We start from the raw sequence: 19084 nt of genomic DNA, 5'->3' as shown, positions 1-19084 counted from the left end.
ATTATCTTTTATATAGCGTTTACCGTACAGATAAACTAAACGTCACCGGAAAATCGGCCGAATCATGCCCGGTACCACTTATGATGGTGGGTTTACCCGGCCCGTTCAGCCCCAAGCCGCATTAAAGTGCAACCGTTGGATTACGTGATTCGGGGCGCATATGCGCGGAGAAACGCACGTACCCCTTCGTCGATCGTCCGTTTGACCGCCGCAGCTTCCGTCTTGCGGGATGGCCCCATATTGTTGAACACCAGGAGAAAAGTCAGAGCGGCAAAGTGTCTGGCGGCAAGCTGAGGGTCAGGAATTTCCAGCTGTCCCCTGCGTCCGAATTCTGCAAGCCGCTCCGCGATGGCTATCTCCGGAGCGCTGTCCAACCAGTCGTAGGTCGACTCCGGCAAATGTGCAGCCTCCATCGTTACCAGCCGAATGAGCGCTGCGTAGTCCGAGGACCCGAATGTGGAAGCGACAATTTGTTCACAAAACGCAATGAGCGCCTGTTCAAGGAACGTCCGTATGGTCGACCGCTACCAACGCGGCAATGTCTTTCTCGCAGGCGACGCGGCACACGTGCACTCCCCGGCAGGCGGCCAGGGCATGAACACAGGGATGCAGGACGCCTACAATCTGGGATGGAAGCTTGCTGCTGTACTGCGGGGAGCTGATGCCGCTTTGCTTGAGACTTATGACGAAGAGCGCCGGCCCATCGCCCGAACCGTGCTCGAGGATAGTACGAAGAAGCTCGGTGCCATCATGAAAACCGTCACAGAAAGCGGCAAACTGTCAACATCGCTCGCCACGATCAGTGACGATCTCACGAGCGGTCTCCTCGTCGCCTACCCAGCCAGTTCCCTCACTCGGCCAATGGCTAAAGCAAGTACACAAGGTCCCCGGCCCGGAGAACGTGCGCCTGACGCCTCAAGCCTGTACGGCGAGGATTTTGCAGGAAGCATCTTCGATCTTCTCCGGGGTCCGCACTGGACGCTGCTCGCATTCACGGATAACAGCGAATCCCCTCTGCCGGGCATCGAAGGTGAAGAACTGCACGTCCACCGGATTGTCGTAACGGATATGAAAGCCGCAAATGTATTCGTTGACCGGAGGGGAGATGCTTACCGAGCGTATGCCCCGGAAGGGAACGAGCTTGTGCTGATCCGTCCCGATGGTTATATTGCTGTGAGATGCAAGAGTGAAGATGCAGCGTTGATCACCAACTACCTCGCCCTGGTCATTCCCGTGGCTTAGAAATCCAGCCGGCACTGTTATGAATAACAGTACGGGCATACAAAACCAGAGTTGTAAAATCGCCGGAAGGCATTTTATAGCTCTGTTGATGTTGGTGTGGTGCGGTCGGGAAGACTCGAAACGTCAGCACCCCGGTGCAAAAGTTCTATAAACTCGCGTGCCGCAAACCCGGTATACCTGTCCCGGTGATGAATGACGCCAATTTTTCTGTGTAAGGCGGGGGCATTCAATTTCAAAATTTTGATTTTATCATTATGGGCCAGATTCAGAAGCGTCCTGGAAAGAATCGAGATTCCCGCCTGCTCCTCTACCAGATTGATAATGGACACGGCTGAATCCGTCTCGATAACCGGCGTAATATGGATCCCCTCGGCGCGGCAAGCCAGATCCATCTGCTCCCGGCAGCGGTAATTTTGCGGAAACAAGATAAAGGGCAAATCCCTGATTTCGTCCATGTCAGCCTCATCCCGTGCAGCCAGCGGATGGCCGCTGGAAACAACCAGACATAACTCTTCGTCGTACAAAGGAATCTCGGTAATCCGTTCATCTTCGACAGGAAGGATCGTAATCGCCAGATCAAGCTCGCTTCGAAGAATACGCTCCGCCACATCATCCGAGCTGACAACCTTGACCAGAATATGGGGATGGCTCCGATGATAATCCAGCAGCAGCGATGAGACAAGCTGGCTCAGCTCGCCCGGAAGCGCGCCTACAGCAAGGCTGCCCCGTTTGATCTTCTGCAGCTCGCTGATCTCTTCGCGTGCGCTGCTTAGACTGTTGAAGACTTGTCCGCAGTGCTTCAGCAGCAGCTGTCCCGCTTCCGTAATGGCAATCTTCTTGCCGATCCGGTCGAACAAAGGAACTCCCAGTTCATCCTCCAGCGCTTTGATTTGATGGCTGAGCGTAGGCTGGGTCACATTTAATTTCTCCGCAGCCCGCGTAAAATGCTTTTCACGGCATATCGCCGCAAAATACTCCAGCTGTCTGATTTCCATATCTTCGCTCCTCAATCCGGATTGCCATGCAAAAAACAACTATCCCCACTATACAGGAAAACAACCCCCGATACCGGGGATTGTCTGATTTTTGTCCTGCTGATTCTTTTCAGGGCTATTCCTTCCAGGGCGAATGAAGCACGCAATCGCAGAAGTTTGTCCGCTTGTAACCGGGAAGCAGGAGCTCGCATACATCGGCTTTGATATTGCCGAATGTGGTTTCCGGCTTATGCCTGAAGCCCTCCAGAAATGCATGCAGGATCTTGTTCTTGAAATCGCCGCGAGGGAATGCGGATACCACCTGCTCGCGCACCTCTTCAGAGATGCCCTCATAGTTTTCTCCCATGACATCGTATCCTACACCGGAATAAATCAGGGCAACCTCTGGCTCCTTGTACTGGGCAACCCCGATTGTCGTGTGCAGGGCAATGGCATCCCATACCAGACGAACGGATTCATCCGGAACGCCATGCTGCTGCAAAAAGCTGCGTGCGGCGTTCGCTCCATCCACTTCAAATCGTTTATCCGGGCTGCTGTAGGTTTTCGTCAGTCCCAAATCATGAAATAACGCGCTGATATAAAGCAGTTCTGCATCGTACTTCCATTGTGCTTGCTCGCCTTGTAGAGCACCGAACAGATAGACGCGATGCGAGTGATTCCACAGCAGAGAATCACCATGTTCTCTCAGAAGCTCAGCCGCCTCCAAAGCCAGCTTGCTGTCGGGTATGATTATATCCGCTATCCTTGTCGTCATTTGGTTGTCCCCCTCATTATCATGTTGCTGCTTCTAAAGCATACTGGAAGCGATAATGATTCATCAATATTATTGTTTCTATGATTATGATAGATAATACACATGATAGCATACAAAAAAAGAAGCTCACCTTTAGCCGGCAGCTCCATCTCCCTGCAATATAATACATCTAAATAACCGGATCAGACCTGAATTTCCGTAAGCTCATGCGTCTGGTTCTTGATTCGGGCATTCTCTGCAGCGAGGCCCAACGTATCCATTACCTTGATGCTGTCTTTAATATTCCGCAGCGTATACGTAGGAGAGCTTGTGTCCGTGGAAAGAATGGTAATGTCGCCTAATTTCATCATTCGCTCAAACAAATTCCGCTTCAAGGAAACATCGCGAATCCGGTACAGCTGAATTTCCTCGCGTTTCTTGGTGAGCATTCCTCTCTCCACGATAATTCTGCGGTCTGTGATCGTATACTTCGTAAAGCTCGGAATCCCGAAATTAAATGGCTTCCCTTCCCAAAGGACGTTCTCGCTAGGCATCTCAACAACTCCCTGAATAGGATGATTATGCTTCTTATTGTACAATGGATGCCGGTATAGCTCAACGAGTATCTCTGCCAGTATCCTTCCAGAAGCCGGGAGTTGTTGTAAACGCAGGGCGGGAGTTACTAATTAATCAAACGCACCATCTGCAGCACCGGCCGGTTATCGCCGGGCAGCACCGCTTCGGCTGCCTGCAGCTGGGAGGATCCATCCCCGTCGACGAAAATGCCGTCCACCAGTTGCCCGTCGCCGACGGTTTCCAGAATCGCGTCCCGGAAATCCGATAATGTTCCTTCGATCCCGCTGACCACGAGATAGATCATGCCTTTGCTGTCATACACCATAGCCGACCTCAGCCGCTTATCATCGGGGAAGGGCGCATTCTCTTGATCGGCCTGCCGCCGCCAGATGTCATCGTGACCAATGCTCATGCTGATTCCGCCTTGTGCCCAGAAGCGGTTGGGGTCGGTTACCTTCAGCTCCGACGCTTTGGCCACGATCTGCACGCTCAGCTCGTCCTTCGCCCCGTCCCAGGCAAGCGTGCCGCGGGGGTATTTGACATTTTCATAACCTGATCCATACTCTTCCTCTGCGCCTGCTACCGGGAATCCATCGACCATCGCAATACTCAGCAAATCGCCTTCGAAGAAAAATCCGCCGTTAATGCCATAATAGTCGGACAGGGTAACATTCTGGTCTATACGTTCCAGGGTTACGTTCGAGGGACGGCTTTTCAGGATATCAAGCTCGATGCCGTTGGACGCTTTTGTTGTCAAATACTCATAATTTGCGGCCGGATGGGATACGGTCGAGCGTGAACCGTCGGATTGCAGCCGATGCAGGAGCAGCATGAAAATAACCGCAAACAGCAGGATCAACCCGCCGATTACGGCTGCCGCGATCCAGATGCGCTGCCTTGAAGATCGTGGATGTGTTGAATTCATTTTGAGCCAATGCCTCGTTTCCCTCTACATTGACTCTAGTATAACGTATTTTCCACTCCTTAAGAATCCTGCTTTTTGACAGGTTGATGCCATATTGTGCGTTTTATGGTCTTTCGTATCATTTCGCAGGATTGCTTACTCGATGCCCGTAATTTTGTTCATATACGCTCTTCTCGCGAGCAGAAAATAAATGAACTGCATGAGGAAGACGATCCCGATGACGACCATTCCATACTGCCAGACGCTGACTGCCATTACATTCCCCAATATTACATAGGCAAAGGAAGCATGAATGACACCTACCGTGAACGGTACGAAGAAAATGATGCCGATTTGCAAGGAGGTCATTTTCCGCAATTCCTTGATGGTCATCCCGATCCGCCTTAGCGATTTGTACTGCGCCTGATCCTCCTGCAGCTCAGTGAACAGCTTGAAATAAATCATGCTTCCCGAAGCGATAAAGAACAGGAAGCTGATAAAAATACCGATAAACAGAGTCAGAGCGCTAAGCTGTTTGCCATCCAGATATTGCGATACTCTTTCATGAAAGCCCCCGCGCAGCTCCTGCGGGATTTGGTCATGGATTTTTTGCACTGTCGAATTAGAGGACTCCCATTTGTTCAATTCATACCCATAGTATACGGACTTGTCATGGTCCGGGAGCTCGGCGGCAAACCGGTCAAATTGGGCGTCATTAAGGACAAACAGCTCCACACCGATCAGATTCACGATTGTTTTGTTTCGTTGACCTTCCAGCTCCAGGGAAAGGGACAGATTACCGGCAGAGGCCGAAATCACATCACCCTCCTGGACGTATTCATTGAAGTCACCGCTGTAGGGATAGATATACCTGGCGTGACCTTCGTTAACGTTGATCGGTTCAATGCCTTTCATCCTTGCAGCCTGGCTGTTGTAATCGCGCTGAGCGATCAGAACGGCTTCGGAATCCTCGTTCAACTGCACGTTGTGATACGTTATGGGGATGTTCACCATTTCCGGCCGGTAGTTTACGGATATCCCGTCATTCTTCAAGATTTTCATTGTCTTTGTCAGGCCGGATGAGAACATGCTTGTTCACGCCCGCCTCTTCAATAGAGAAGGTTTGGGGAAAATAGCCCAGTAATTGCTGCTGCCCGCTCTGATAATAAATGTAAAAGGTGCCGGATGCCGTAAGGATTACCGCGCTCAGTATCGAAACCATGAACAGCACCCTGGCATTGTCCTTCAATTTGAATACCATCTGGGACACCGTAAGCATATTCGTGCGTTTGTAATACAAGGCATGCGTCTTTTGAAGCTTGCGAAAAAGCGCAATGCTGCTTTGTGTAAACAGGAAATAGGTTCCGGCAACAACCAGAAAATAAAATCGGGAGAGTCAGCAGAATAAGGGTTAGCCTTGTTGTAATGAGGGCCAAACCGTAACCGCCAACCAGACAAACGATCGATAGCGCGATCAGCCATGGGGAGAAAACAGGTACTTTCTTCGGCTTCCTGGCTGCCTTCAGCAGATCGATAATCTGGCTTCTGCCCACCCTTGACAACGTGAAAAGCGTTATGACCTGGAAGAGCACGAAGAAACCGGCTGCCGTAATGATAATCGCCTTCGTTACAATCGCGAACGGAATCGGATTGGTCACATCCAGCAGCTCCGACAATGCCATGAAGAATAATTTGGAGAACAGCGTGCCAAATCCGATGCCCGCAATAATCGCAGCCAACGCGATTACCGTATTCTCATAGAAAACCAGGCGGCGGATCTGCCTGTGCGTCATGCCGAATAAGGAAAGCAAGCCAAACTCCTTCTTGCGCGACTTCAGGAAAGCCGAATTGGAGTACAGGACAAAGAAGAAGGAGAAAATAATGATGAGATATTCGAAATCGACCAATCCGCTGCGGATTTTGCTCGCTGCATCGATATGCCCGTTCACCACGCCGGGATGATAAATAAAAGCCGCTTCAATATTGTCCCATAAAGCTTCCAGAAGCTCCTCCCGCGCAACGATGCTCTCCGCCTGCCGCGCCAGACATTCCAGCAAACGGAATTCGATCGGGCTTAATTCCACCTTGCTGTCCTTCCATCCCGCCGTCTGTTTTCCCCGGTCCAGATAAAGCCCCCCGAAATGAAACAAATCCCTGTTCGTCTGGGGCTTTGCGGCGTATTTACGGCTTGATAACCGTATTTTTCAAGATGACCACCCAAAATATTCGCGATCTTGCGGTCATCCTCCACCATAAAAATTCGATACATGGCCTGTTCACCTTTTTGACTTTTCTTTTACTATATATGACGGAGAAATTCTGTAAAAAGATTCAAGGAATGGCACAGCAAAAAGGAACCCGCCATACCAGCGGATTCCTTCTTGATGATGATGGCTGACCATCTATAATGACGAATTAAATTGCAGCATCTTGCCAGCTCACAATTTCTTCCAGCCGTTCTTGTATACGGTTTGTAACAATCCCGCCATGATACGTAATCACGGTATCGATATCCAGAGCCTGAAACTTGGCAATCGATTTCATCGCTGTATCCCACTCAGGCGTATGTGTCCGAGACGGCGGCATAAGGACTCCGTCATGCGAGGTCAGGGCATCCCCTGTGATGAGCGTTTTGCTGGGTTCATGGTACAAGCTGATATGATCAGGCGAATGGCCGGGGGTATAAATAACCCGGATACCTCCTGCATAAGGGAGTACTTCCCCATCTTGAAGAATGCGGTCGACCTTCGTAGGCGTGAACAATGCTCCGCCTTTAATCAAAGGTGTTTCTCCTGATAAATAAGGAATAATAGCTTCATGAGCCAAAACCTGCACCCGGCCCTCGCAAGCCTGCAGCAGCTCCCGCAGACTTCCGATGTGGTCGAGGTCCTGGTGCGTGATGATGATCTTGGTCAATCTCCCGAGCGGCACGGATTCGCTCTCAAGCGCCCGGCGGAACACGTCGAGCTTGCCCGGTGTTCCTGTGTCCACAAGAATCGCTTCCTCGTCGTCCCGCAAAAGGGCCGCATGAACAACGAATCCGGCATTCAGCTCCAGCCTTAAGGGTTTAATTACTGAGCTTGTCTCCATTCTTATCCCTCCAATGTCAATAGTTATCGAATCTCGCAATTTCTATTATAGTCCAAAGTCATTGTGCGGGCGAAACTGCCGAGTGACAGACGGCATGTTAAGTTTTTATTAATTTACCTCTGTTATTCGCTCTGCAGCCGCTTCATGAATTCTTCAGCGGCGCTGTAGCCCTGCTGCTTCAGGTACCAGTTGTTGGCCGCCGCCTCAATCAGACTGGCCACATCCCGGCCGGGCTGAAGCTGAATTTCAATATATGGAATGCGCACATCGAGATATTCGGAGAATTTGGGCGTAAGCTCGAGCTCATTATTCAGAGCCTGATCCTTCCATTGGGTCAGCTCAATATCAAGCACGATCCGGGACTGTTCCTGGAATGCCTTGCGCCCATACAGGCGTACAACGTTAACCAGGCCGATACTGCGCAGCGCGAGAAATTCCTTGGTGGATTCATTATGGGTGCCCAGCAGTGTATGGGGACTTAGTTTTTTGAGCATGACTACATCATCGGCAACCAGCCGATGGCCGCGGTGGATCAGCGTATGCGCTGTCTCGCTTTTGCCAATGCCCGATTTGCCCCTCAGCAGAATGCCGATACCCGATACGTTGACGCACACGCCATGAATGGCAATTTCCGGCGCCAGGGACTGAATCAGATACGCATCCAGCTTGGTAATGAATTCGGTTGTCGGCTCAGCGGTGCGCAGCAGCGGAATGCCTTCCTGCTGGCAGTATTTCATCAAATATTTCAGGCCCTCCTGGCCTGAGGTCACAATAAAACAAGGCGGATGGTATTTCACGATATTGCCGACATGCAGGTTCCGTTCCTCTTCTGTCAGCTTATGCAAATAATTGATTTCCTTCCTGCCCAGCACCTGCACATGCTCCATCGGAAAGAAGTCAAAATAGCCGACGAATTCCAGGCCCGGGCGATGCGCTCTTGAGCGTGTAATGAGCCTCCCCAGCCGCTCCTCCCCAGTGAGCACCTCCAGCTTGAATAAATCTATTAAACACTTCACAGCAACAGACTTCATCAGCTTTCCCCCCAGCATTGAATTCTATTATTTCTATTATAAGGATGAAAAATATTAAAATCCAATTTGTACTTATGATTTATCCTAACTTTAGACTAGACAACGCACAATTATGTGTTACTATATAAATGTGAGTTGATTACATTACACCACTGGAGGCGTTTAAATGTCACATGTATTATTCATTAAAGCTAACAACCGTCCGTCTGATCAAGCCGTTTCAGTTAAACTTTATGAGAGTTTTCTGAAAACATACAAAGAAAACAATCCGGACGATCTGGTTACCGAATTGAATCTGTTCGAAGCCGATCTGCCTTACTACGATAACGATATGCTTACCGGTCTTTTCAAGCTTTCCAAAGGCTTCGAAACGACACCTGAGGAGCAAAAAGCAGCTGATCTGGCCAACACTTATCTGGATCAATTTATTGGCGCGGACAAAGTCGTATTTGCATTCCCGCTTTGGAACTTTACCATTCCGGCTCAGCTGTTGACTTACCTCTTCTACTTGAATCAAGCCGGCAAAGCGTTCAAATACACCGAACAAGGACCTGTCGGTCTGCTCGGCGGCAAAAAAATCGCGCTGCTTCAAGCCCGCGGCGGCGTTTATACGGACAGCCCGATGGCCAGCTTTGAAATGTCCTTGAACTATGTGAAAAACACGCTGTCTTTCTGGGGCATCACAGATCCTGAAGTGGTTGTGGTTGAAGGCCATAATCAATTCCCTGACCGCGCCGAAACGATCGTTTCGGAAGGCGTCGCCAAAGCAGCCGAGCTTGCTGCAGCCTTTTAATTAAAATCTCTTCCAGCAGAAACCGTATCATCCATTCAGGGATGATGCGGTTTTTTCTTTGAACTATTAGAAACGTATAAAGTTCCACCATACTTGGCTTATATTTTTAAGGAAGAAGCTGATTACATGCAAAAATCCCCGCCGGATTTCCGCAGAGGATTTTGAACGATATGATCGATAATGGGATCACTCCTGGAATCGTCAAGGAGCGGCAGTTTATCCGCTTTGAATAATTGAATCTTCTTGAAAAAATGCCACGATCTGCTGCTCACGCGACTGCAAGGCGTCTTTCAAACGGCTGTATGAATCCGGATAGATATTCTGAAGCTCCTTCAGAAATCCACTCCCGATATGCCTGGTGAGCAGGACGGATTGCTCGAACAGGAATTGAAAGCGTGTGCCGTATGAAATCTCCGTATCCTCCTCATCTGTTTGAATGACCAGCGAATTTATATAATCCACATAGACGTCCACAACACCTTCAAGCACTTCCTCTTTGGATGAAAAGTGCTGATACATCGTTGCACGGCTGACGTCCATCCGTTTGGCAAAGTTTTTTCAATAATTTTTCTCTTATTTTACTATGTTGATTATCGATGTTTTCCGTCACTTTCATTCAACCTCCCTGATGCTGTTCTTCATTATACACAAATTCGCCGGCCGGTTTGCTTTTGTTCCGGGCAATCAGCCAAAGCGTCTTTGGCACAGGCACTAGCCCTTGCAGCCCTATCCCATTGCTTGGAGCGTGTTATATAATACCTATGTCCCTGCTTATGCTTTATCAGCGGGCGGCTGAATTCAAGGATAGGAGAACTCTCATGGACATTATCGAAATTCCCACACATTTGATAGACGAAGATACCGATCAGCCCCGGTACCAGTTTGATGAAGAAGCGCTGCAGGAGCTGATGAGGAGCATTGAGGAGCTTGGGCTGCTCTCCCCGATTAAAGTCAGAACGACGAATGACGGACGATATAAAATCATTTACGGAAATCGCAGGTACAAGGCCTGCCAGACGCTGAATCTGGCTGCTATTCCCTGTATTGTCTCCACTGTTACGGACGAGATGGAGATTTACCTGGAACAGATTGCGGAAAATTTGACAAGGGAAGGCTTCTCGCCGATTGAAGAAGCCGAAGCCTTCAACAAGCTGCTCCACGATCCCAAGTTCAGCAGCTCGGCCAAATTTCTCTCCAGCAAGCTGGGGAAGCCGGAATCCTATATCAAAAATAAAGTGGAGCTTCTTAAATTCGGCAAAGCCGTCAAGAAACTGGTTGTAGGCGGTACCCAGATCCGGAAGGACAAGCTGACGGAGGATCAACTCCTTCCCCTCAAAGACCTGCCGATCGAGCACCGCGATCCGCTCGCCTTAATTGCCGCAAGAGACGAGCTTCCTGTCAGCGATGTGAAGAAGATCGCCCGCCTGTTCAAGGATAAGGATATTTCCGCACCAACGAAGGACAAGCTGCTGTATAAAACCGGTCATGAGCTGCTGGAAACCTGGTCCGTGCGGGAGCTGAACAAAGCCGAGCGGACCAAGCCCGCAGAGCCCAAACCGGCTGCGGAGAAGAAAGTGAAACCGGATAAGCAGGCCGTGCAGCAGCAGCAGGAAGTCCAACTGGATGTGCAAGCTCATGCCGAAAGCCCGGTCTCGCCATTGGAAGTCCGGCTGCAGCATCTGCTTGCCACGCTTCCCGCTGCGGATACTCTTGCGGTTGAGTCTCTGCCCTCCCTCGAAGAAATAGCGGCTGCCGGCCAAGACAAACTGCTGGGTGACGTGAACCTGCTTATTGCTCATATCGAGCAGCATTTGCAGGAATGGACGAGGATCAAAGCGCTTTTGGAACAGGCAAAACCTTGAACTTTCCCCCACGAGCAAGCCATTTCGGCGAGCCGAACAAGATTTCAAAGAAAACAAACAAAATCATAACTTTACGGCATCGCCACCCGTTGGTCCGTTCACTAAGATTAAATGGCAAAGGTTAATTGTCATCTCATGGGGTGGCGTTCGGAGGGGATCTATGAAACTGTACAACAAAGTAATTTTCATTACGGATGCGGACAGTCCATCAGGCAAGGCGGTTGTTGACCGGTTGTCAGGGGAAGGCACTCATTTTATTCTGAACAGCATGTCGGAGGGCGCACTCATCGGGGCGGAGCTTGCGAAGGTACAAGCAGCCGGCTCCAAAGCCTATGTCACCAATACCGATCTCTGCCGAGCTGCCGACGTGACTGCCATGCTCGATCAGGCTGAGGAGATACTCGGACCGGTGGATGTTCTTGTTCATAATAACGATCTGCTGAAGCCTGCGCTTGCGGAAACTTGTGAAGAAGACGCATTTCTGGAGATTATGGACACCAACGCAAAATCCGCTTTCATCTGCACCCAGGCGGTCGGGAAACCAATGGCCGCCAGGCAATCCGGAAGAATTATTTATGTCTCCTCTATTCATGCCGAGAAGCCGACCGGCTCTTCCTTTGCCTACAGCGCTTCCAAGGGAGCCGTCAAGATGCTCTCCAAGGAAGCTGCGCTGGTGCTGGGCCGTCATGGCATTCAGGTCAACACCATTGAGCTTGGTCCTGTGAAGGGCGACAATGAACGGTTCTCAAGCGGATTCTCGGCTCTCTATGATGATTATGAGCGCAAAGTCCCGAATGAGCTGCCAAGCGGCTATGAGGATCTGGGCCACCTTGTTTTATACCTCTGCTCCGATGAAACCCGCTATATGAATGGTTCGGATATTCGGCTCGACGGCGGTTTTCTGCTGCATTATATGGATCACAAGAAAAAGCCGGCACCGTCCATTGGCGGCTGAGTATAGGGATAGAGGAAACAACGACTGGCGGGGTGATGTAGGATGTCCATATCGGATAAAGTTGCGCTGGTCACCGGCGCAGGAACAGGAATTGGCAAGGGCGTCGCCATAGAGCTGGCACGGCGCGGAGTCAAAGTCGCCGTCCACTACAATCAAAGCAGCGCCGGCGCCGTCCATACCAGGCAGCAAATCGAAGAATTCGGCGGTCAGGCATTCATCGTTCAGGGCAATGTCGCCCACAAGCGGGAGATTGAGTCTATGGTGCAGCAAGTCGCCGACCAATATGGCGGAATCGATATTCTCGTCAACAACGCCGCCCTCCAGCTGAATCACGGGTTCTTCGAACATACGGAAGAGACCTACGATACGATGATGCATATTAATCTCAAAGGATATTGGCAGTGCATCCAGGCAGTCGTGCCTTATATGAAAATCAAAAACTCCGGTCGCATTATCAATATTTCCTCCGTGCATGCCAAACGTCCGACCGACTTCGATGCCGTGTATGCCATGACTAAGGGCGGCATCCGGATGCTTGGGCGGGAAACCGCCATTGAATTGGGTAAATATGGAATTACTGTAAATACGATTGAGCCCGGCGCTGTCGATGTCGGGAAGTATACCACCTCCAGAGCACCGGAAATACGCAGGCGATTTCCGCTGGGCCGTGTAGGAACGCCTCACGATGTGGCGCAGCTGGTCTGCTTTATCGCCTCGGATGAAAGCGAATTCATGTCCGGTGCGGCCATCCGTCTGGACGGCGCCAGCATGCTGTTGTGAGAAACCAAATCCACTACTCAAGGAGCGAATGACATGGTTAATAAACAAGCCTTTGAAGAAACGCTTGCCCACGTGCGGACGGGCTCGAGCCCATCTGAGCTTCGCATCACCGATGTCCGTTTCACCGACATTGTCGGCGGCCCTTTCCACAGCAGTCTGATCAAAGTCTACACCAACCAGGGCCTGGTCGGATTTGGCGAGGTGCGCGACGGCGCAGAAAAGGTCTATGCGCAAATGCTCAAAAGCCGCATCCTGGGCGAAAATCCCTGCAACATCGACAAGCTGTTCCGCCGGATCAAGCAGTTTGGCGGCCATTCCCGCCAAGGCGGCGGCGTAAGCGGGCTGGAAATCGCCCTGTGGGATCTGGCAGGCAAAGCCTATGGCGTGCCGATCTATCAAATGCTGGGCGGCAAATTCCGCGACAGCATACGGATGTACTGCGATACGGAAATCGTAGGCAAGGATACGGGTACGGCGATGGGAAATGCGCTTAAGAAACGGATGGAAGCCGGCTTCACCTTCCTCAAGATGGATCTCGGCATTGGGCAAATCATCAATGAACCCGGCGCTCTCAGCGCACCGCTTGGCTTCCTGGAGGAGATGAGAGCAAAGTCCAGAAACCGCTATAATCAAAACTTTAACGAAATGTCGGATGAGCAGATTCGAGACATCACAAACCGCCACTACGACATTTACAACATCCCGCACCCCTTCACAGGCATTCACGTAACCGAGAAAGGCCTCGACCTGCTGGAGCAGTATGTTGCCGACGTCCGTGCGGTTATCGGTTATCAGGTTCCGCTTGCCGTTGACCACTTTGGCCATATCGGTCTTGAGGATTGCATCAAGCTGGGCCGCCGTGTCGAAAAATTCAATCTCGCCTGGATGGAGGATATGATCCCCTGGCAGTATACCGAGCAGTATGCAAAATTGTCGCGTGCGGTAACCACTCCGATATGTACCGGCGAGGATATCTACCTGAAGGAAAACTTCCTTCCGCTTCTCCAGGCCGGCGGCGTGTCCGTCATCCACCCCGATGTCCTGACAACGGGCGGTATTCTGGAAACGAAGAAAATCGGCGATATGGCGCAGGATTATGGCGTTGCCATGGCGATTCATATGGCTGAGAGCCCGATTGCTTGCCTGGCGGCCGCTCACGTCGCCGCAGCGACAGAGAACTTCCTCGCTCTCGAGTATCATTCCTGCGAGGTGGAGTGGTGGGATGATATTATCATCAGCAGCAAGCTGCCGAAGAAGCTGGTGCAGAACGGTTTCATCACGATGACGGATGCGCCGGGACTCGGTATTGACGATCTTAATGATGACGTGCTCGCAGAGCATCTCCATCCCGATATCAAAGGCCTATGGGAGCCGACGGACAACTGGAACAAATTTTATTCCAATGACCGTCTTTGGAGCTAAGGGCCGGTCAGTTCCCGACTAATAACGATTGCGGGAAGAGATCATTGCTGTCACTTTGGCAGCGGAGTCGGCTTCTTCCCTCAAACCGTATAGACATTTACAGGCATGAACCTTTATGAAACCTCCAACATCAATTCCATAAGGGCAAAAGAACCTGCAGCCTCTCCAGTTGGAGAGAATCCGCAGGTTCTTTGCTGATCATTCCCGGACAAGCCGGTTAATTTAGTCCAGCAAGACGAAACAGGCTTCGCCGTCTGAATTCTATGAGAACAAAGGAAAAAGAAGAGGAATATTTATCCCTCCCCTCCTTCATCGTCCCGGTAAATCAGCCTGCCGAAGCAGCCTCCATCAAGCCTCTGATATAACCGACCCCATAGAGCCTGCCCAGCAGCTCATAGCCGGGATTATCGTTATTCTCGCCTTCCATGGTCGGCACATGATCCGGTCTTGCCGGTCCGCTGTAGCCAACCTCGTAATAGGTCCGCATCGCTTTCAGCATATCTGTTTTGCCATCGTCGTGAAAGGTTTCCTCGAATTTCTCCGGGGTTCCCTTCACATCGCGGAAATGCACGAAAAATAATTTGTCCTGCCCGGCAAAATCGCGAATGACCTGGGGAATATCGTCCCCCGCCGTTGCCAAGGTTCCCTGGCATAACGTAATGCCGTTATACGGACTGGGCACCAAATCGATTGCCCGCTGCAGGGCGGATGCGCTGCGCAGAATACGCGAGACTCCGCGGATCGGCGTGATCGGCGGGTCATCCGGATGAAGCGCCAGCTTCACCTTGGCTTCCTGCGCGACCGGAACGATCCGCTCCATGAAATAGTGCAGATTCTCCCACAGCTGTTCCTCCGTCACAATCCCCGCCTCTGTAAGAGGAGCATCCTGCATCAAGCTGTGATCATAGCTGGATACCAGCGCTCCGCCCCGTGTACGGGTCGTTGTGGAGGTGCGGAACCAGTTGAACTGGGCCATGAAATTATAGCACAGCACCGGAATTCCGGCCGCACCCATGTTGATCAGGAACTTCTGGAAGACTTCGATCTCAGCGTCTCGCTCGGGTGTGCCAAGCTTGATATTGTTGCTCGGAGGCATCGATTCAATGACAGACAGCGTAAGGCCATGATCCGCATACCGCTGCTTCATCCGGATAAGGGGCATCAAATCCCACGGCTTATCTGTCTTCTCCTCCCACGGAAGGCCGCCAACCGCGTAATTCACGTTCATCTGCTTCGCAAGCTGCCACAAGCGGGTAGGCTGGGAAGAGAAAAATTCTGCCAACTGCATAGTTTAAGCTCCTCTCTGTATTTCAAAATCGTTCATTGCTGCGCAGCGCGGGCAGTTTCCCGCACACGCTGCGCGTTGCATAAAGGCGTCAGAGGTTATTAAGCCCCCGCTGCTTTTTCAGCCAGTTCCTTGCCCATTTTATCGATTTTGTTATAAGCTTCCTCGATCGATTGCTGCCCGAACGTTACAGCATCCATCTCTTTCTTGTAGGTGTCCACCCACTCCGAGAAGCCCGCAGCCGGCGAATAGAACGGCAGTGCTTTTTCGACCGAAAGATCATAGATTTCTTTGCCCAGCTTATCCTTCTCCCCGAGCGTCGGTTCAAGGGCTTTGTAGATTTCCGGATTAATCGGAATACCGCGGGTCAATCCCAGCGCTTTTCCGGCTTCAGGATCCGTGATGAACCATTTGACGAAATTTTTGGCCTCATCCTTATTCTTGGAGTTGGCGCTGACGCTCAGGAAGATGGTCGATTGCGCCCAGCCCCCTCCTGCCGGCCCTGTCGGCATATTAACAACCCCGACTTTGCCAGGCATCAGCTGCTCCAATGCGCTGACCGAGCCTGTTGTTGCCCCGCGCGTCATCACAACACCTGACGCCATCGGATCGGCCTGCGGGTCATTCTCCAGGAACGAGGCGGCTTTCTCCGCCGGAGGTACGATTTTATTTTTGCGGAAATCCTCATAGGTCTGATAGAAGGTCATGAATAAATCCTTGTCGAGCGTAAATTTCTTGCCGCCATCGGACATGATCGGATCTTTGCCCATGGAGGTCTGGTAATAGTTGAAGCCGTCCCAGGCCGTCGTGTCGCCGATCGGATATTTACCTTCCGGCAGCTTGGCGCGGGCGTCCTTCGCCCATTGGAAATATTCGTCATAGGTCCAGTTCTGCTGGGGAAGCGGGATGCCGTACTGTTCCAGCTCCGTCTTGTTGAACGCCATTCCCTGCGCGTTTTGGGTGAGCGGAATGCCGTACAGTTTGCCGTCGATTTTCAGGTTCTCCACGACATTGGGATCCACAATCCCGCTCAGATCAATGTCCGACAGGTCTTCAAGCTGCCCCCTGGACACATATTCCTGAATGTAAGCGGCATCCATTTGCAGCACATCCGTAATCGACTTGGATGCCGCAAGGGTCGGCAGCTTCTGCCAGAATGCATCCCAGGCCATGAATTCGGGCTTGAAGGTCACGCCCGCATGCTGCTGGGAATAGAGATCCAGCGCTTTTTGGGTCGCTTCGTGACGTTCGTCGGTACCCCACCACATAATGCTCAGCGTCTTGGCGCCTCCGGTCTCTTTGACCGTTTCGCCGCCTGAAGCGTTCCCGTTTTCGCTCGCAGCTTCGCCATTCCCGCCGCCGTTTCCTCCGCTGCAAGCCGTTACCAGCAGCAGCAGCGCCAGACTCATAAATGCCAGGACTGCAGATCTTTTTCTTCTCATTCCCTTTGAACCCCTCTCAATTTTTATTATGATGCGCTTATCCCTTCAACCCGGTTGTGGCTATGCCCTCCACGAAATGCTTCTGGGCAAAAAGAAAGATAATCGCGGAAGGCAAAATGGACAGCAAGGACATGGCAAGCAGCTGGCCCCATTGAATATCGAATTGATCGATAAACATACGCAGCGCGAGACCGACAGTAAACTTCTCGACAGAGCTTAGATAAAGCACCTGTGCGAAGAAATCATCCCAGCTCCAGATAAAGGTAAAGATCGCAACCGTAACAAGCGCCGGCTTGATCAGAGGGAATATAATCCGCAGGAATATACCGTAAACAGAGGCGCCGTCTATCTTGGCCGCTTCGTCCAGATCACGCGGAATACCGCGGATAAATTGCACCAGCAGGAAGATAAAGAACGCCCCGCCGCCGAAGAAATGCGGAAGCACCAGCGGTACATAGCTATCCACCCAGCCCAGCTTGTTGAAAAGAATATACTGCGGGACGACTGTGACCTGGCCTGGCAGCATCATAGTCAGCAGCAGAATCGAGAACCAGAAGCCGCGAAACTTGAAATTAAGCCGGCCGAAGCCGTAAGCCACAATGGCAGCAGTCAGCACGCCGCCGGTCACATTGCCAAGCTCCATCAGGAGCGTATTGCCGAAGAAATGAGCGAAGGTATAGTCGTTTGAGAAATTCCATCCATTGCTGTAATTTTCCCACATCGGCGTTGACGGCCACAGCGTGGGCAGGCTCAGCTCGGCCGTCTTCTTCAAGGAAGCTCCGATCCACCAGATGACCGGATACAGCATCAGGAGAGAGAAGGCCGTAAGAAACAAGTGATTGGAGAGCTTCCCCCGAACGGTCGTATTCATTTGGCCTTCCCTCCATCCGACTCGTAGAATACCCAATAACGCGACGCCAGGAAATTAAGGACGGTCAGAACAGCGACAATCGCAAGCAATATCCAGGCCAATGCGGAAGCGTAACCCATCTGATAATGCTTAAAGGCCTTCTCATATAGAAACAACGCGTACATATAAGTGGAATTGACCGGTCCGCCCTTGGTAATGATGAAGGCCGAGGTGAAGGTCTGGAAGGATCCGATGATTCCGAGTACCAGATTGAAGAACATAACCGGCGAGAGCATGGGAAGCGTAATGCTGATAAACTTGCGGAAGCGTCCGGCGCCATCAACGGATGCGGATTCATACAGCTCTTGAGGAACCTGCTTGAGGCCAGCCAGAAAAATCACCATCGTTGAGCCGAACTGCCAGGTGTTCAGAAGGATCAGCGTACCAAGCGAGGTGTCGGGATTTGATATCCAGCCAACGCCTTCAATGCCGAACCAGGCCAGCACCTGATTGATATAGCCGTCCAGACCGAACATATTCCGCCACAGGGCAGCTACGGCGATGCTTCCGCCAATCAGCGAAGGAAAATAAATCGCCGTGCGGTAAATATTCATTCCCCGGATGCTTTTGCTCAGCGCCATCGCAACCATCAGCGAGAAGAAGAGCTTCAGAGGAACCGAGATCAGTACGAACAAGAATGTCACGCTGAGAGATTTGGTGAAGGTCGAATCGTCGGTGAATATGTTGACGTAATTGTCCGTCCCTATCCAGACGGGATCTTCAAGCAGCGAATACTCCGTAAAGGATAAATAAAACGATTGGCCGATTGGCCATAAGGTCAGCAGCAAAAATCCGATCAGCCATGGGGAAATGAATATATAACCGGCTAAATTGGTTTCTCCCTTGTTTTTGCGCTTTCTTCCGGGAACTTTTACCGTCTCTTCGTACGGTGTCTGAGATAACGGTTCAGCAGTCACCCATGGATCTCCTCCTCTTATCTAAATCTGTTTGTCTTGCCGGATAATACTTCTTTACTGTATACGAAAGCGGTTTCATTGCGAAAGGTGACGAAATTATGAATTTGTTTGATTTATTTCACGATCTCATTTCATCCATTTTTCATC

At 51.1% G+C, this 19084-nt stretch carries 19 protein-coding genes and 1 pseudogene; 6 read left to right on the top strand and 14 right to left on the bottom strand.

The window, feature by feature from the left end; translation table 11 throughout:
- Positions 1-140: 140 nt before the first annotated feature.
- Entirely contained in the window at positions 141-488 is a 348-nt protein-coding gene (locus tag AC0YOB_RS01750) for a TetR/AcrR family transcriptional regulator C-terminal domain-containing protein (protein ID WP_475792279.1), read from the bottom strand.
- Here AC0YOB_RS01750 and AC0YOB_RS01745 point away from each other — a divergent pair.
- A complete protein-coding gene (locus tag AC0YOB_RS01745) occupies positions 487-1242 on the top strand; it encodes an FAD-dependent monooxygenase (RefSeq protein ID WP_475791278.1) in 756 nt (251 codons plus the stop codon). The two genes, AC0YOB_RS01750 and AC0YOB_RS01745, sit on opposite strands and share 2 nt — an antisense overlap.
- 74 nt (positions 1243-1316) lie before the next feature.
- On the opposite strand, the gene AC0YOB_RS01740 is transcribed toward AC0YOB_RS01745, so the two are convergent.
- The 8 genes from AC0YOB_RS01740 to hprK all read right to left on the bottom strand — a co-directional run bounded on the left by AC0YOB_RS01740 (position 1317) and on the right by hprK (position 8571).
- Positions 1317-2237, bottom strand: coding sequence for a LysR family transcriptional regulator (locus AC0YOB_RS01740; RefSeq protein ID WP_475791277.1), 921 nt, complete (start codon positions 2235-2237; stop codon positions 1317-1319).
- Positions 2238-2352: 115 nt separating this feature from the next.
- Positions 2353-2991: an HD domain-containing protein gene (locus tag AC0YOB_RS01735; protein ID WP_475791276.1), complete on the bottom strand. Its 639-nt coding sequence runs from the start codon at positions 2989-2991 to the stop codon at positions 2353-2355.
- 182 nt (positions 2992-3173) lie between these two features.
- On the bottom strand, positions 3174-3524 hold the full coding sequence (locus AC0YOB_RS01730; protein ID WP_210039369.1) for a PH domain-containing protein: 351 nt from the start codon (positions 3522-3524) through the stop codon (positions 3174-3176).
- 128 nt (positions 3525-3652) lie between these two features.
- A complete protein-coding gene (locus AC0YOB_RS01725) occupies positions 3653-4471 on the bottom strand; it encodes a hypothetical protein (RefSeq protein WP_475791275.1) in 819 nt (272 codons plus the stop codon).
- Positions 4472-4606: 135 nt separating this feature from the next.
- On the bottom strand, positions 4607-5539 hold the full coding sequence (locus AC0YOB_RS01720; RefSeq protein ID WP_475791274.1) for an ABC transporter permease: 933 nt from the start codon (positions 5537-5539) through the stop codon (positions 4607-4609).
- A 20-nt stretch (positions 5540-5559) separates the two neighbouring features.
- Entirely contained in the window at positions 5560-6600 is a 1041-nt protein-coding gene (locus tag AC0YOB_RS01715) for an FtsX-like permease family protein (protein WP_475791273.1), read from the bottom strand.
- Positions 6601-6865: 265 nt separating this feature from the next.
- Positions 6866-7540 carry an MBL fold metallo-hydrolase gene (locus AC0YOB_RS01710; protein ID WP_475791272.1) on the bottom strand — a complete coding sequence of 225 codons (675 nt, stop codon included), beginning with the start codon at positions 7538-7540 and terminating at the stop codon, positions 6866-6868.
- Between the two features lie 122 nt (positions 7541-7662).
- Complete coding sequence (gene hprK, locus AC0YOB_RS01705; RefSeq protein ID WP_475791271.1) at positions 7663-8571, bottom strand: HPr(Ser) kinase/phosphatase; 909 nt, start codon at positions 8569-8571, stop codon at positions 7663-7665.
- Positions 8572-8737: 166 nt separating this feature from the next.
- On the opposite strand from hprK, the gene AC0YOB_RS01700 reads away from it, so the two are divergent.
- Positions 8738-9364 carry an FMN-dependent NADH-azoreductase gene (locus AC0YOB_RS01700; protein ID WP_475765795.1) on the top strand — a complete coding sequence of 209 codons (627 nt, stop codon included), beginning with the start codon at positions 8738-8740 and terminating at the stop codon, positions 9362-9364.
- Positions 9365-9580: 216 nt separating this feature from the next.
- Here the strand turns inward: AC0YOB_RS01700 and AC0YOB_RS01695 are convergent.
- Positions 9581-9907: pseudogene (locus AC0YOB_RS01695) on the bottom strand (TetR/AcrR family transcriptional regulator); the annotation flags it as partial.
- A 275-nt stretch (positions 9908-10182) separates the two neighbouring features.
- Between AC0YOB_RS01695 and AC0YOB_RS01690 the strand changes: the two are divergent.
- The 4 genes from AC0YOB_RS01690 to AC0YOB_RS01675 all read left to right on the top strand — a co-directional run bounded on the left by AC0YOB_RS01690 (position 10183) and on the right by AC0YOB_RS01675 (position 14383).
- On the top strand, positions 10183-11226 hold the full coding sequence (locus AC0YOB_RS01690) for a ParB/RepB/Spo0J family partition protein (RefSeq protein ID WP_475791270.1): 1044 nt from the start codon (positions 10183-10185) through the stop codon (positions 11224-11226).
- 160 nt (positions 11227-11386) lie between these two features.
- On the top strand, positions 11387-12181 hold the full coding sequence (locus AC0YOB_RS01685; RefSeq protein ID WP_475791269.1) for an SDR family NAD(P)-dependent oxidoreductase: 795 nt from the start codon (positions 11387-11389) through the stop codon (positions 12179-12181).
- A gap of 42 nt (positions 12182-12223) precedes the next feature.
- Positions 12224-12961 (top strand): SDR family NAD(P)-dependent oxidoreductase, encoded by a 738-nt coding sequence (locus AC0YOB_RS01680; protein ID WP_475791268.1) that lies wholly within the window; start codon positions 12224-12226, stop codon positions 12959-12961.
- Between the two features lie 33 nt (positions 12962-12994).
- Positions 12995-14383 carry a mandelate racemase/muconate lactonizing enzyme family protein gene (locus AC0YOB_RS01675; RefSeq protein WP_475791267.1) on the top strand — a complete coding sequence of 463 codons (1389 nt, stop codon included), beginning with the start codon at positions 12995-12997 and terminating at the stop codon, positions 14381-14383.
- Between the two features lie 325 nt (positions 14384-14708).
- Here AC0YOB_RS01675 and AC0YOB_RS01670 read toward each other — a convergent pair whose 3' ends face one another.
- From AC0YOB_RS01670 to AC0YOB_RS01655, 4 genes are all read right to left on the bottom strand, one after another.
- Complete coding sequence (locus tag AC0YOB_RS01670) at positions 14709-15671, bottom strand: mannonate dehydratase (RefSeq protein WP_475791266.1); 963 nt, start codon at positions 15669-15671, stop codon at positions 14709-14711.
- 98 nt (positions 15672-15769) lie between these two features.
- Entirely contained in the window at positions 15770-17110 is a 1341-nt protein-coding gene (locus AC0YOB_RS01665) for an ABC transporter substrate-binding protein (RefSeq protein WP_475791265.1), read from the bottom strand.
- 37 nt (positions 17111-17147) lie between these two features.
- Positions 17148-17981 (bottom strand): carbohydrate ABC transporter permease, encoded by an 834-nt coding sequence (locus AC0YOB_RS01660; RefSeq protein ID WP_210039384.1) that lies wholly within the window; start codon positions 17979-17981, stop codon positions 17148-17150.
- Positions 17978-18937: a carbohydrate ABC transporter permease gene (locus tag AC0YOB_RS01655; protein WP_210039385.1), complete on the bottom strand. Its 960-nt coding sequence runs from the start codon at positions 18935-18937 to the stop codon at positions 17978-17980. The genes AC0YOB_RS01660 and AC0YOB_RS01655 overlap by 4 nt, the downstream gene beginning before the upstream one ends.
- Positions 18938-19084 lie beyond the last annotated feature (147 nt).

This window comes from Paenibacillus sp. JT31N17 (assembly GCF_056269255.1).
This window is presented reverse-complemented; position numbering and strand designations above follow the sequence as displayed.

Excerpts from the sequence above, each read along its gene's own strand:
- hprK (WP_475791271.1), bottom strand. The coding sequence starts at position 8,571 with ATGAAGTCTGTTGCTGTGAAGTGTTTAATAGATTTATTCAAGCTGGAG.
- AC0YOB_RS01710 (WP_475791272.1), bottom strand. The coding sequence starts at position 7,540 with ATGGAGACAAGCTCAGTAATTAAACCCTTAAGGCTGGAGCTGAATGCC.
- AC0YOB_RS01690 (WP_475791270.1), top strand. The coding sequence starts at position 10,183 with ATGGACATTATCGAAATTCCCACACATTTGATAGACGAAGATACCGAT.
- AC0YOB_RS01660 (WP_210039384.1), bottom strand. The coding sequence starts at position 17,981 with ATGAATACGACCGTTCGGGGGAAGCTCTCCAATCACTTGTTTCTTACG.
- AC0YOB_RS01745 (WP_475791278.1), top strand. The coding sequence starts at position 487 with ATGAGCGCCTGTTCAAGGAACGTCCGTATGGTCGACCGCTACCAACGC.
- AC0YOB_RS01680 (WP_475791268.1), top strand. The coding sequence starts at position 12,224 with ATGTCCATATCGGATAAAGTTGCGCTGGTCACCGGCGCAGGAACAGGA.
- AC0YOB_RS01735 (WP_475791276.1), bottom strand. The coding sequence starts at position 2,991 with ATGACGACAAGGATAGCGGATATAATCATACCCGACAGCAAGCTGGCT.
- AC0YOB_RS01730 (WP_210039369.1), bottom strand. The coding sequence starts at position 3,524 with ATGCCTAGCGAGAACGTCCTTTGGGAAGGGAAGCCATTTAATTTCGGG.
- AC0YOB_RS01700 (WP_475765795.1), top strand. The coding sequence starts at position 8,738 with ATGTCACATGTATTATTCATTAAAGCTAACAACCGTCCGTCTGATCAA.
- AC0YOB_RS01670 (WP_475791266.1), bottom strand. The coding sequence starts at position 15,671 with ATGCAGTTGGCAGAATTTTTCTCTTCCCAGCCTACCCGCTTGTGGCAG.
- AC0YOB_RS01740 (WP_475791277.1), bottom strand. The coding sequence starts at position 2,237 with ATGGAAATCAGACAGCTGGAGTATTTTGCGGCGATATGCCGTGAAAAG.
- AC0YOB_RS01675 (WP_475791267.1), top strand. The coding sequence starts at position 12,995 with ATGGTTAATAAACAAGCCTTTGAAGAAACGCTTGCCCACGTGCGGACG.
- AC0YOB_RS01720 (WP_475791274.1), bottom strand. The coding sequence starts at position 5,539 with ATGTTCTCATCCGGCCTGACAAAGACAATGAAAATCTTGAAGAATGAC.
- AC0YOB_RS01725 (WP_475791275.1), bottom strand. The coding sequence starts at position 4,471 with ATGAATTCAACACATCCACGATCTTCAAGGCAGCGCATCTGGATCGCG.
- AC0YOB_RS01665 (WP_475791265.1), bottom strand. The coding sequence starts at position 17,110 with ATGAGAAGAAAAAGATCTGCAGTCCTGGCATTTATGAGTCTGGCGCTG.
- AC0YOB_RS01685 (WP_475791269.1), top strand. The coding sequence starts at position 11,387 with ATGAAACTGTACAACAAAGTAATTTTCATTACGGATGCGGACAGTCCA.